At 41.3% G+C, this 13,149-nt stretch carries 14 protein-coding genes; 5 read left to right on the forward strand and 9 right to left on the reverse strand.

Going from position 1 to position 13,149, the window contains the following annotated elements:
• Window positions 1–668: 668 nt before the first annotated feature.
• Complete coding sequence (gene mnmE / locus UYC_RS0120930; protein ID WP_016875356.1) at window positions 669–2,051, reverse strand: tRNA uridine-5-carboxymethylaminomethyl(34) synthesis GTPase MnmE; 1,383 nt, start codon at window positions 2,049–2,051, stop codon at window positions 669–671.
• A gap of 175 nt (window positions 2,052–2,226) precedes the next feature.
• On the opposite strand from mnmE, the gene UYC_RS0120935 reads away from it, so the two are divergent.
• The gene (locus UYC_RS0120935; protein ID WP_016875355.1) at window positions 2,227–2,436 is read left to right on the forward strand and encodes a hypothetical protein; all 210 of its coding nucleotides are present in this window, start codon (window positions 2,227–2,229) and stop codon (window positions 2,434–2,436) included.
• Between the two features lie 328 nt (window positions 2,437–2,764).
• Window positions 2,765–3,355 (forward strand): DUF4126 domain-containing protein, encoded by a 591-nt coding sequence (locus UYC_RS0120940; RefSeq protein WP_016875354.1) that lies wholly within the window; start codon window positions 2,765–2,767, stop codon window positions 3,353–3,355.
• Between the two features lie 6 nt (window positions 3,356–3,361).
• On the opposite strand, the gene UYC_RS0120945 is transcribed toward UYC_RS0120940, so the two are convergent.
• A complete protein-coding gene (locus tag UYC_RS0120945; protein WP_016875353.1) occupies window positions 3,362–4,093 on the reverse strand; it encodes a class I SAM-dependent methyltransferase in 732 nt (243 codons plus the stop codon).
• A 310-nt stretch (window positions 4,094–4,403) separates the two neighbouring features.
• Between UYC_RS0120945 and UYC_RS0120950 the strand changes: the two genes are divergently transcribed.
• A complete protein-coding gene (locus UYC_RS0120950; protein WP_016875352.1) occupies window positions 4,404–5,066 on the forward strand; it encodes a TetR/AcrR family transcriptional regulator in 663 nt (220 codons plus the stop codon).
• Window positions 5,067–5,152: 86 nt separating this feature from the next.
• On the opposite strand, the gene UYC_RS0120955 is transcribed toward UYC_RS0120950, so the two are convergent.
• Window positions 5,153–5,344: a hypothetical protein gene (locus tag UYC_RS0120955; protein WP_016875351.1), complete on the reverse strand. Its 192-nt coding sequence runs from the start codon at window positions 5,342–5,344 to the stop codon at window positions 5,153–5,155.
• 50 nt (window positions 5,345–5,394) lie between these two features.
• Here UYC_RS0120955 and UYC_RS0120960 point away from each other — a divergent pair, with 50 nt between their 5' ends.
• The gene (locus UYC_RS0120960) at window positions 5,395–6,306 is read left to right on the forward strand and encodes a hypothetical protein (protein ID WP_016875350.1); all 912 of its coding nucleotides are present in this window, start codon (window positions 5,395–5,397) and stop codon (window positions 6,304–6,306) included.
• Window positions 6,307–6,389: 83 nt separating this feature from the next.
• On the forward strand, window positions 6,390–7,520 hold the full coding sequence (locus UYC_RS0120965; protein ID WP_016875349.1) for an NAD-dependent epimerase/dehydratase family protein: 1,131 nt from the start codon (window positions 6,390–6,392) through the stop codon (window positions 7,518–7,520).
• Here UYC_RS0120965 and UYC_RS0120970 read toward each other — a convergent pair.
• The 6 genes from UYC_RS0120970 to UYC_RS0120995 all read right to left on the reverse strand — a co-directional run bounded on the left by UYC_RS0120970 (window position 7,517) and on the right by UYC_RS0120995 (window position 13,018).
• Complete coding sequence (locus tag UYC_RS0120970) at window positions 7,517–8,356, reverse strand: lysophospholipid acyltransferase family protein (RefSeq protein WP_016875348.1); 840 nt, start codon at window positions 8,354–8,356, stop codon at window positions 7,517–7,519. The two genes, UYC_RS0120965 and UYC_RS0120970, sit on opposite strands and share 4 nt — an antisense overlap.
• Window positions 8,357–9,085: 729 nt before the next feature.
• On the reverse strand, window positions 9,086–10,201 hold the full coding sequence (locus tag UYC_RS0120975; protein WP_016875347.1) for an LptF/LptG family permease: 1,116 nt from the start codon (window positions 10,199–10,201) through the stop codon (window positions 9,086–9,088).
• A 128-nt stretch (window positions 10,202–10,329) separates the two neighbouring features.
• Window positions 10,330–11,058: an LPS export ABC transporter ATP-binding protein gene (gene lptB / locus UYC_RS0120980; RefSeq protein ID WP_016875346.1), complete on the reverse strand. Its 729-nt coding sequence runs from the start codon at window positions 11,056–11,058 to the stop codon at window positions 10,330–10,332.
• Window positions 11,059–11,162: 104 nt separating this feature from the next.
• A complete protein-coding gene (locus UYC_RS0120985) occupies window positions 11,163–11,669 on the reverse strand; it encodes an LptA/OstA family protein (RefSeq protein ID WP_016875345.1) in 507 nt (168 codons plus the stop codon).
• A gap of 472 nt (window positions 11,670–12,141) precedes the next feature.
• Window positions 12,142–12,540, reverse strand: coding sequence for a DUF309 domain-containing protein (locus UYC_RS0120990; protein ID WP_016875344.1), 399 nt, complete (start codon window positions 12,538–12,540; stop codon window positions 12,142–12,144).
• A 112-nt stretch (window positions 12,541–12,652) separates the two neighbouring features.
• Window positions 12,653–13,018: a ferredoxin thioredoxin reductase catalytic beta subunit gene (locus tag UYC_RS0120995; protein ID WP_016875343.1), complete on the reverse strand. Its 366-nt coding sequence runs from the start codon at window positions 13,016–13,018 to the stop codon at window positions 12,653–12,655.
• Between the last annotated feature and the right edge of the window lie 131 nt (window positions 13,019–13,149).

Genomic DNA, 13,149 nt, shown 5'->3' on the forward strand with positions numbered 1-13,149 from the left:
TCTAAGGTGGGTAGTTGCCAACGCAGTTGCTTGAGATTTGATAAATCTGGCTTTTGTGGTGCGGGAGGAAGTTCTTTCATTTTGGATTAAGGTAGTACTACTCACTCCAAAATGTAATGATTACACTGGTAGAAACATCAGAAAATCTCGGTGTTTGTTTTGAATTTTTGCCTTACATCTAGGCTTGTTGATTGATAACGATGTGTTTGCTAATACAAAAAATACGGCAGCGCTTTGGAATTGATTAGCCACCATTATTTAGTGAGCTAATTTTTACTGGATTTTACAGTAGATTTTTGGAGATTTTTTGTAATGCAACGATAAAGCTGTTCTAAAAACACGTAGTGGACTGACACGACGAAAATAATGCCATAGAAAAGGCTCCCACTCGTAGTGCTTTCTTAGCAGAACTTACCTACTAATATAATAAACTTCTTACAATAATCAAAATCTGGGTTAATTACAACCACAGATGTACAAAGATTTTATCGGTGTTTATCTGTGTCCATCTGTGTTCGATTTATTTGCAAATAGAATTAGTGCAAGAAGTTTAATGCACAAAATTAGCTGTGTCAGCCCAGTCGGGTGGCTTTCATAAATTTTCTTCAGGTTGTTTTTCTAACTAGTTAAATAGTTCTTCTAGTTAGAGGAGCTTTACCATGTTTGTATTACTTGCCAATACAAAACCGACTAAAAATTCTATCAAGCACTGATTCTGTCACCTCTTCTCCCGTAATTTCTCCAAGAGCACGAACCGCACCACGTAAGTCAATTGTCCAAAAATCAAGCGGTAATTCTTGGGCAATAGTTGCTTGCACCTGTTCTAAAGATGTTTTGGCTTTTACTAGTGCGGCTGCTTGTCTTTGATTAATCGCTAAATCCATATCAGCAGCTTGTACTTTTCCTATTTTAACTATCTCTAAAATCGCTATTTCTAAAGCATCTATTCCTTGATTCTGTGCCGCAACTGTTTTGACAATTTGATTAATTTCATCTGGATATTGCACTATTTCTGCTAGTGCAATATCAATTTTATTGATCACCAAAATCAACGGGCGGTGTTTTACTTGTTCGTAAATTTCTCGATCGCCTGCTGTCCAACCAACAGAAGCGTCGATAGTCAACAGTACCAAATCAGCTGCACTAGCAGCACGACGAGAACGTTCAACACCAATTTTTTCTACTTGGTCTTCTGTTTCCCGAATGCCTGCGGTATCCAGTACTTGCACAGGTATGCCACCCACTACTAACTGCGATTCAACTACATCGCGCGTGGTGCCGGGTAAATCAGTAACAATAGCGCGATCGCTTCTACTCCATGCATTCAACAAACTTGATTTTCCTACGTTTGGACGCCCGACAATTGCTACTTTTAATCCAGTACGGAGGAGTTCGCCTTGATCGGCGGTTGCAAGTAGCTTGGTAATTTCTGCGGTAATTCTCTCAATTTCTGAGATAATACTTTTATCATCCAGCGGAGGTAAGTCTTCCTCAAAATCGATCCGCGCTTCAATTTCTGCCAAGATATCCAAACATTGAGCGCGTAACTGGCGAATTGGATGAGCTAATTTACCTTGCAAACCAGCTAAAGCAGACGCTTGGGCTTGGGGCGATCGCGCTCCTACCAAATCAGCAATACTTTCCGCTTGCGTTAAATCCAACCTGCCATTTAAAAACGCCCGTAGAGTAAATTCTCCTGGCTGTGCTAATCTTGCACCGTTTTCTAAGCATAGTTGCAATACCTGCTGTACTGCCATAATTCCACCGTGGCAATGGAACTCCACCACATCTTCGCGGGTATAGGAACGGGGCGCTTTCATGATTAAAAGCAGTGCTTCATCCACCAGTTGTTGTGTCTGGGGATGACGAATATAACCGTAGAGGATGCGGTGGCTTTCCCAAACTTGACGCCCAGGCGCATGGAAAAGAGTTTTGGCAATGGGCATTGCTTCCGAACCGGAGACGCGAACAATCCCCACACTGCCTTGTTGGGGAACAATGGCAGTGGCGATCGCAGCGATAGTTCCAGTGGTAGCAAAGATTTCTGACATGAGCGCTTTTTTTAAAATCAAGTTACGTCTATTGGCTAGGGTAGCAATATAGCTTTTTGATTAATGAATAGAATCAAAGAGACGATAACATTTATCTAGGAAAAGTATTTTTACTTAGCAGCCGTAATTGCTGTCTGCTGTTGTCCGATGGAGAATCACAAACAAGGAGGTTTACATGGAAGACAGTAATCTTAACATCAATTGTAAAGAAGCCTGTGTGAACGGCTGCATTTTGGGTGATAAATGTCCCAATATTGAGTTTAGAGAAGCCGCAGCCAAGTTTATTGAGGAAACTTCTTTAGACAAGATGCTAGAGATGGCTGAAGAAGCAAGGATGAGAAAGTTGATGGAACCACCCAAATGGGTTTTCCCTGACGATAACTAATGCTTTGAAGAAAAAAGGCAGGGGGCAGAAGGCAGTAGATGCGTAGCGGCTTCCGTAGGTAGGAAAGAGGATTGACTTGTTTATTTCATTCATAACGAGCGGTGCGCCGCCTGTGGGGCTGCTTTCAAGAACTTTAGCTCATTTTTCTCATAACTCTTGCAGGGGCAAACGTTGCCAAGCCCCTCATCAAAATCTAAAGGCTGATGAAGATTTGAGGACAATTTGTTAGTGTTAACTCGCAATTGCTGTTGAGTGGGCATTCTGGAGTTAGAGTGCAGGATTACTCAAAAGTAAATTGATCGCTCAACTTGATCGGCAAGAGGATAATATGACTTTATTCAATCTCGATACATTGATTGAGTTTCTGCTGGGAATTAGCTTGAGTGCGGCGGCTGGCTTTCGAGTATTTGTACCACTGCTGGCATTAAGTATGGCATCAGTGTTGGGACACATAAATTTGCCAACTGAGTTGGATTGGGTGGAAACGCCTCAAGCCTTAGTTGTATTTGCAGTCGCTTGTTTGCTTGAAATTATCGGCTACTACATTCCCTGGCTGGATCATCTCCTGGATACTGTTGCCACACCTGCGGCATTTATCGCTGGGACGATTGTAGCAGCATCCTTCGCCCCTGAAATGAGTCCAATAGTGCAATGGACGTTAGCTTTAGTTATCGGTGGTGGAACTGCGGGGTTAACTAAGGGATTGATGAATATCTTACGAATAACCTCTACAGGTGTTTCAGGTGGATTAACCAATCCAATCTTGTCAACTGTTGAGCTAGTCATTGCCATCGGACTATCTGTACTCGCGATCGCAACCCCAGCAGTAGCAGGAATCATTGTAATTGGTATTCTAATATTTGCTATTCAAAGAATCTGGAAATTTTTCACAAGCAAACCATCTTCCCAACCAAACTAAATCATCTTATGAGCGATCGCGTGCTTGTCTAAGTAGTGCATAGTAAGCAGGAACCTTTGCATTTTCTCCGTTGGGAAGAATGTGAATTGTATGGATGACGTCTTCTCCATCAGCTAGTACCTCAAAGTTTGGAAAAATAGTAGCGATGTCTTCCCGTGTCAAACTACCTTTGCTAATTCCACTCTTGAGCACTCTTTCAAGTTCTTCTGGTAATTTCCCTGCATACATTTCTACAAGGGAAGCAAAGTAGCTGCTTGCCTCATAACCAATATCTATTAGGTAAATAATGCCTTCTTTCCCTGCAAGCACTTCCAAAGAACGTGCGAACAAAGTGCGTTGCTCGCGATCGAATTGATGCATGGCACCTCTAGTATAAATGTTGGCATTGCCGATTTCAGAATGTAACGCTGCCGCCTGCTCTAAAAGTAAGGCATCTAAAACCCGGTATTCAACATTTGGGGCGTTATTGTTGGCTTGTGCTAAAGCCACTGCACTAGGTGAGACATCAACCCCCATCACTCTTAGGAAATGATTGGCAAGAAAACGAGTTTGGTTACCATCTCCACACCCGAAGTCAATCAGAGGCAGATCTCGCTCCATCCAATCTAGAAACCGAGGCAAGTCAATGGCTGCTGCAAAAGCAGGTTCGCAATTCCAAAGAATCGGTGCAGACTTAAGTGCAGCAGTACTCCAGTAGCTCTCCCAAGCTGAAGCATTGTCGATATTGTTCTTTGCCATAACTATTTATCTCTTAAAAACTAAGGGAACCGGGAACAGGGAAGAGGATTTAACTTGTGCGGAGCCTCCCAGGATTGGTTCCCAGCCTCCAGGCTGGGAACCAGTTATTCAGGAGCTTCTTCGCCCGTGCAGACGGGCTTAGTCCTTATAGCCCAAACCCTAGAAGGGTTGGGCGATATAAATACTCGTCTTTTACCTACAAAAAATGAAACGGTTTAGTTTCGTTTCATTTACAATAGCGTAGATTATGTTATAGTTCAAGCCCTGAGAGCTAAAACCCTAGCTGCGGCACAGCAACATGATTGAGAGCATGAAGATTAGTGAAAGTCGTTCTAAAGGTGGACGCCCCGCTAAAGGAACAGCCAAAGAGCGTATGGAGCGTTTGCTCAATGAGGCTACACGGGTATTTTTGGAATACGGCTATGGACTATCCAGCATTGATATTCTTGCTCGTGAAGCTCATGTTGCCAAGCGCACAATTTATCAGCATTTTGGAAACAAAGCAGAACTGTTTGGTGCTGTTGTTCACCGTTTGAGTGATTCTGTTTTGGCACCGTTCCCTAATTTGAGCGAGGATACTCGACCAATCGAACAGGTGCTTGTAGCTTTTGCTCAACAACTTATAACCAGGGTGACATCGCAAGAAGCGATTGGGTTGCAGCGGATAGTGATTGGTGAGGCAAGTCGTTTTCCCGAATTGGCAAAGCTGTACTATGATAATGGGCCAGCACGTGCTATTTTTGCCCTTGCCAATTATCTCCAGCATCAAAATGAACTTGGAGTGCTCGAATTAATTGATGCTAACATTGCTGCCGAGCAATTCTTGAATATGGTTCTTGGCGAACTCCACCGCCGAGTTTTACTAGGGGTTGAACCTGTGCCAAATTCCGAGCAAGTTAAGTGTCGTATTAACAGTGCGGTAAATCTTTTTCTGCGGGGTTATGGTTATGGGTGCAACAACACAAAAGAGTAGAACGTGCGATCGCGCCTTTGAGAAGTGCCTTAAATCTTTGGATAGATCAAGGTGGAAATCTGGATTTTGAGTAGGTTTGCGATTACCTAATTAACTGAAACCCTTGTTTTCATCAATAGTGCTACAAGCAAAGCAGCCACACCGCAAAAAATACCTAAAAATATCCATAATCCTAAAGGACGGCCCTTACGCCAAGCAATAACTGCTGCTATGCTACCGACAAGACAATGAGTGAGCAGTAGTAAGTAGAGAGTTTGTTCGCTGCTAAGATTTAACATCTTCTGTAAGCAAAACTGCGATCGGTGTGAGGAAAATTGGATAAATTAATATGTCTCGTTTTTTTAAGTTAATCATAAACATAGTAGTCTTGGCAGCATTATTATTTATATCCCAGCAAGTTTGGGCACAAAATTGGCGTCCCGTTCGTGGTGGCATTCCTTTTGGAATCAGTGGGATGGCTCTAGTCGGGCAGCAAAGAAATTCTCTAGATTTTTTGATTGTTCATGACAACAAACAAAAAAATCAAGGTCGTTTAGCAATCATTAGGATTAAGGGTAAAAATCAACCCGAATACTTTCCTTTGAACTGGCAAAATAACATAGAACTACCTATCGATTTAGAGGCATTAACATCTATTCCAGGGAAAATAAACTCCTCTTTTATTGCTTTAAGTAGTTCTGGAAAAGCTTATTACATTAGGCTAGAACGTTCTAAACAGGTGATTTCGTTAATCAAGGAATTTAATTTACCAGAAATTCCTCAAGGAAGTAATTTTGAAGCATTTGCCCTACAAAATATAGAGGGTAAATTAGTTGCTGTTTGGGCACACCGGGGTGAAGGAGAACAACCAGCCATTATTTACTGGGGAATGCTTGACTTAGCCACATATCAAATTATTCCTGTTGGTTCTGCCAATCTGAAAGTACCCTTTCCATCTGGAAATATTCGCCATATTTCGGATTTGAAGGTAGATCCTGCTGGAATTATATATATCACCTCTGCAAGCGATCCAGGCAATGACGGGCCGTTCCAGTCGGGTGTATACGTTGCTGGTTATCTGGGATTTCGCGGTAACAAAATCGCATGGCGGCAGAATCCTCAACTTTTTCCTCTCTACCGCTGTGATTACCACAAAATAGAAGCTATAGAACTTGTTCCAGGTGCAGAAGGTGGTGCGATCGTCGCTACGGATGATGAAAATTTGGGTTCGTATGTGTACATTTTGGGTGGAAGTAGCTGAGGTTATCGATCGCAACTGCAATTTCTATGTATACAGGCTGATTTCAGTTTTATCTGTAGCTATATATTTTTAGTAAAAAAATCATGTCAAAACAAGAAATAGAACTACCATATACCAAAGAAGAAGTAGGAAGTTGGTACATCAACAAAAATGTAAACGATCAACTTATAGAAAATATTCAGGAACTGAAAAACAAAAAAATCAGCGTCATGGGAGGCTGCGGACAAGTTGGTTCCCATGTTATAGCGAAATTATATGAATTTGGCTTTCCAATTGACAATATTTATATTAACGACGATCTAAGGTTGGGAAAGCGAGAGAACTTGCCAGAACCTTTACGCGATCGCCTAGATACAAGAACCCATCTTGAATATTCACAAAACCCCCAACACGAGCCGGACATAGTTATTTTTGTGGGAGGGCGATCGAGTGCCCCTCACTTTCAAAATTTGAACGATGTGATGGAAGAAATTGAAATGTGGAGGGCAACTGTAGAATGGTGTGTTGCTAAAAAAATTAGATTAATATTTGCAAGCACGAGCAGTTTATGTAAGCAGCGTCCTTCGGTAGAAACACAAAGGGTTTGGCCTGGTTCTCTTTACGAACTTGCAAAACTAATGATGGAAGAAATGGCTATTCAACAAGCCCTTTCTAATGATTTAGTAGTGCAAATTTGCAGATTTTTTTCTGTTTATGGTGTTACAGAGCAACACAAAAATAATTTTGGCAATCTGTATACTCAAATTCTTTGGTATGCAATCAAAAGAAAGCCATTTGAAGTCTGGGGACAAACAGGTTATTTTGCACCGGGCGAGCAAACAAGAGATATCATTTTTGCACCTGAAGTTTCACGCGCAATTTTACATTTGCTGACTTTACCTGCTCCTAGTCCTAGAGTTGATGATATTTCCAGTCTTACATATAACATCGGACAAGGTAAACCCGTCTCAGTTCGAGAAATGATAAAACAAATTGAAGAACTTGTACCATCAACCATGAAACCTATCATTCTTGAAACTGAAGTTCCTCAATATATGAAAAACTACGTTATTCATACATGGGGAAATCCACAAAAGCTAATTCAATCAGGCTTTCAACCTCTGTTTACAAATCATATAGAAAACCTAAAATTTATTATTCATGCTTTATTAAATGAGAATGATTGGTATTGGTCTATTGTGGAAAATATTAGGATAAAAACCTTAAAAGCTTAACCTGCATCCATAACTAAAATATCCAATTCGCGTTGCATTTGCCTATAAACTAAGTCATAACAAGCATTCACGTAGTCGCGATCGCGTGCTGCTTGGTTACCATAACGTTCAAACACAATTGGGGCACAAACACGAGTATGGATTTGTATAGGTAAGGGTATATTGGGTAAGGGGCCAATCGCCAAACCCCACGGTAAACCTAGATATATGGGAAATACCCCTGGATCGATACCATATAACCACGGTAATCCCCAATGATGTAAATGTTTTACCTGTTCGTAGCAATCACCCAAAATAATCAAAGTATCGTGGGCACCCACAGAAATCAACGGAATAATTGGTACTGATTTCTTTAACGCCAGCTTAATAAATCCTTTTTGATTGGCAAAGTGAATTTTGTAACGCTCTCGATGAGGACGAAACATATCGTATTGTCCTCCCGGATAAACAAGCACACTTGCACCAATATCGAAAGCAGCGCTTGCCATTGTTGGATGAGCAGGAATGGCTCCGAGTTTTTGTGCCAGGCTGGCGATGGAAGGGCTTACTTGCCAAGCATAAGGGTGCATTAAACCATACACCAGACGTTGCACTCCAAAGCGACGGAACCAATCGTACATCATCATGTGTAAATCGGGAGATGCCATACCGCCATTGTGCGAACCAACCAGCAAAACTTGTCCATCAGCTGGAATATGATGCCAACCTGAAGTTTGTACTCGAAAATAGTAGCGGTAAAGCCATTCCCATATCGGCATTAAGGATTCTATAAACTGGGGATCTCGCGCTGATAAAGTCCAACCTGGTAATGATGTAGTTGAATTTTGATGAATCATAGTTTGATGTAGACTACCTACGCGCTGGTAGATATACGATATGGGTATAAAAGTGGCAAGGCTGAGATCTTACATCCTTCTCAATAAGAGTAAGGTGGGCACTGTTCACAATGTAAAAGTAAGGGTTTGAGGAAAGTTAGGCAGTGCCCACCCTACAAACATTGCTTAGTACTATGCAACAGTAATCAATAATCCTCCAGATATACTTCGCACTTAGTACAAAGCAACTTTTTTTAACAAAATCTCATCCAATCGACATTCACTAGAATAGTCTTTTGAGTAGATTTTTGTACTTGGTGATAATCATATATTGAAAGTATTAATTATTACTGAATTACTAAAACAAAAAAGGGAGTTTTATATGTTTGCCGCTGTTATTTTTTTAGCTGGTTATGCTGTAATATCTACACTCTTTATTTCTAGTGTGGAATAACAAAAATTTGTTTTTCTTGGGCGTTAGCTAAGATTTTTTACCTCTCGGCTCGCTATCTCTCATTGTTATTCGTATCTCTTTTGCCTCGGTTGGTTTCGCCGAGGTTTTTTGTTGTTGAGTGCGATCGCATTTTTTAATTAAAACTTAAAATCACGATTTTCACTTTTCATCCAAGGCAAAAAACCTTATTCTTCAGGTAACAGGTGCAAGATTGACTCAGACTAAATCCTGTTAACTTAACTCCCCGAACCCACTCCCAAGAGTGGGCTTTTTATTTGAAAGGTTAAATGTGAGCCTCATCGCTGCGCTACTCGCCTCAATAAAAATATACCTATCCCCAAAAATACAAAGTTAGGCAACCAAGCTCCCATAAAAGGAGAAAAGATTTCCGCTTGTGCCATAGCACCAGTAATAAAGTAAAATAAATAATAAGTAAATATAACTATGACGCTTACCCCAAAACTTGTGGCTCGCCCGGTGCGCTGGGGTATTGTTCCCATTGCTGCGCCAACTAAACCAAAAACCACACAGACAAACGGCAAGGATATTCTTTGTTGAATCCGTACTTGGAGTTTGCGAATCTTTTGCTCATCACCAGCTAGACGTTCTAATTCTAGTTGTTCTAGCGATTGGGTAATACTCATCTCATCGTAGTCGCGGCTTCTTTGCGCTACATCTAATGCTGTGCGGGGTAATTCGAGCTGTTGTTTTTCAAAGCGCACTATATTGCGATAAGAGCGATCGGCTGCAACTAAATAGATGGTACCGTTATAAAAATCCCAAACGTTTTGAGCTGCATTCCATTGAGCTGATTCTGCCACAACAATTTGATTGAGACTTTCTTGAGAACGGTCAATAATAGTCAAGCCTGACATTCGCTTTCCATCAAACTTGTCAGCATAAAACAAGCGTGTCAGAATCTTTTCTTTACCCCCATCCTTCTGCCTAATATACCGATATTCGGGATAAAAAATGTTTTCCTGCTTGAACATGGGTTTGTCTGACTTCAGTGCTTGGTCTAGAGTCAGAGTTGCTTGATAATTAGCTATTGGTGCAATTTGTTCGTTAAAAACAAATGTCATTCCTGTCACCAAGAAGCTCATACATACAGCAGTCATCACCATGCGATAAACGCTGACTCCACAACCACGCAAAGCAATTAATTCACTCTCGCTAGATAGACGGCTGTAAGTCATCAATGTAGCTAAGAGTGTAGCCATCGGGAAAGCTAAAACAATAAAATTCGGAAATTTCAATAAAAAAACTTTTAAGGCAATACCTATTGGTAGCCCTGATTCTACGATTTTCCTAACTAAGTCAAAAACAGCGTCAATTGTGACGCCAATGGAAGAAAAAGCCCCCACACCAAACAAAAACGGTGGCAATAATTCGCTAGCCAGGTAACGATCCATGATGGAGAATGGCAGCAGCGAGTTAATGGTGTAGAAAGATTTGTATTTAACCATTAGTTAATAGTTATTAGTCATTGCTCACTAGTCATTAAGTCATTAGCCAAGGACAAAGGACAAGTGACTTATGACTAAATCTGGAAATTATCGCCCAAGTAGTATTGGCGCACGAGGTGGTTAGTATAGAGTTCTTTGGCATTGCCAGAAGCAAGAATTTGTCCTTCGCGCATGATATAAGCCCGATCTGTAATCGCCAGAGTTTCACGCACATTGTGATCTGTAATTAAAATCCCCATGTCGCGATCGCGCAATCGTTCAATTAGAGCTTGAATTTCTGCAACTGCGATCGGATCAACTCCCGCAAATGGTTCGTCCAAAAGTAAAAATTTTGGCCCTTCCCTGCCAGATGCTAAGGCTCTTGCTAATTCAGTTCGGCGTCGCTCACCTCCAGATAGTTGAATTCCTTTACTTCTAGCCAGTTTTTCTAAACGAAACTCTCGCAATAATGATTCTAGTCGTCGTGGCCATTCCCAACGGGGTACGTTAGTTTGCTCTAGTACCAATAAGATATTATCCTGCACTGACAACTGGCGAAAAACACTTGCTTCCTGCGCCAAATAACCAATGCCTAACCGTGCCCTTTTATGCATTGGCAAATTAGTAATATCCTGGTGATCTAACCATACGGTTCCCCGCTCCGGTTTTTCTAAACCTGTAGCTATATAAAAGGTAGTCGTTTTACCAGCACCATTTGGTCCTAGTAAGCCAACGACTTCACCTTGAGCCACAGACAGATTAACGCGATTAACAACCGTTCGCTTACCGTAAGTTTTATGAACATTCTCTAAGACTATTTTCACTCTCTGCACCCTTTTTCAGGATTGCTAATTGTTACTTGCTAATTGCTAATAGCACTCTTAGCAATTAGGTGTTAGCCATTAGCCATAATATCTCAGTGTCAATCTTAATTAGAACGCCTAAAATTTCCTGTAGGCGGTGCTGGTGCAGTAGCTTGATTCAAGTCATTGTCGTTAACAATATAAGTGGATTCTACTTGACGACCGGTTCTAGGTTGAGCGACAAATCGCCCTTCATCAATTAGATATGTTACAGTCTCACCTTTGATACTATTGCCGCCCTGTTGCAAAATATAAACGTTACCACTCAAAACAATGCGACGTTCTTTACTGAAGTACTGAGCTTGAGCAGAGGTTGCCTGAATTTGACGAGCTGGATATAAAAGTTGAACATTGCCGCGAGCTGTTACCACTTGAGTTTTTGCGTCATACTCTTGTACATCAGAACGAATGGTTAAAGGGCGATTTTCCCCTGAGGTTTGTCCTGATGTTTGTGCGGTAGCAGTTTGTAGTTGATTTGGGAAAGCGATCGCCCCTACAAGTGCAAATGGCAGCATCAAGGCTAATCCAAAGCGATGCAGCGGAAATTGAGGTAATGGATAAGAAGGCTTCATAGCAATTTGGGATTTAAGATTTTAGCTTGTATTGTAATTATCTCAAGTACCCGATCCAGATATTGAATCCATAAGCTGGACATTTTCAGGATAGCTACTCACGGGAAATATTGACGTTTGTCTTAACTGGAGGTTTCACTTCTTAACAGGATTGGGGGAATAGGGAACGGGGAATAGGGAATAGGTTACAGGGTACAGGGTACAGTACGGGGTACCCTCGTTACCAGGTTGAACCTGGTAACAAGACACTAGAGCAATCTGGCTCTCTCAATTGAATGCAAGATACTCAGTTAAAACGGACTGAAAACTTTGCCTAGTCTAATGAGAAAAGTTTTAGCTGTGATTTGAAAGAATTGGTATTAGGATTTCTATCCTAACAAGGATTGAAGGATGTTAATAAGTTTTCCCTATAGCTAATTACCTAAACCAAATTAATTACACATTCTCTATGCTGTTTCCTGTCCCCCATTCCCTATCCCCTATCCCCAACTCGCTGAATCTTGGGCAGGGTTAAGGCTTGCTCTTCAGTCAACTTCACCGAGGCAATCTTTTCTAACTGGGTTTGCTGTAATGTCTTCAATAAATCAGTACTTTGATCCAATAATTCATCTACATCAATGCCACCGTAAACTGATGGATAACGTTGTAAGCGATTGCTACCTTCTCCTAACAAAATCGCTGCACCTCTGAAGTTATGGTTACCCAGATGATAAAGTGCCACAGCAATTTGCAAAATTCCCTGATAAAAGGTTTTTTCTGGCTCTGTTGCTTCTATCCACAGAGCCTCTAAGGTGTCATGACAGGCATAGAATTGCCCAGTATTGAACTGATCTATACCTTGCCAAAATTGCTGGGGCAAATCTTCGCTCATAAAAATCCTTGTGAGGTGACTGTGGCTAGCATTAGCAATGCAGATGTCAATTCTAGATAATGTTAAGTTCTCTATGTAGGGCTGAAGCCAAAGGCTTACAGCCTTGCGTTGCTTACGCCATGCTGTCTCGCACTTGTTTAATGGTTTCTAGAGAAATTTCTTGCATTTCACCAGCAAACTCATTATCTGGGGTCAAAAATAGCATACAGTGGCACTCTTTACGCTCCCGCATTGGTACACAGGGACAGTTCCAATAAGCAGCATTTACCTCAGCTTCTTTGTCTTCGTAATGACGGCAGGGGCACAAAGGAGATCCGAGTTCGTCTTTATGCTTGGCAAGTCCTTCAATTACTACTGCGGTAACAGAAGGTTCAGAACAGAAGTAGGTTCCAGTGCGCTTGGCATATTGTTCGGAAAAATGCCGCATTGCTTCTAAATTCTTATCGCTGGATGTTGTGTTTACCTCTGGTGAGATCATAGGATCGGCTACTCATAATTTACACATTTCTTTGCATTGTACCGCAGGCTAACAGAGCTATAACTGGGGAGAATTCCCCGTCTTTTTGCCTTGTCAAAGTTACCTGAATTTGTGTTTTCGCCCAGATCCTA

The organism is Chlorogloeopsis fritschii PCC 6912 (genome assembly GCF_000317285.1).
In the GTDB taxonomy this organism is placed as follows: Bacteria; Cyanobacteriota; Cyanobacteriia; order Cyanobacteriales; family Nostocaceae; genus Chlorogloeopsis; species Chlorogloeopsis fritschii.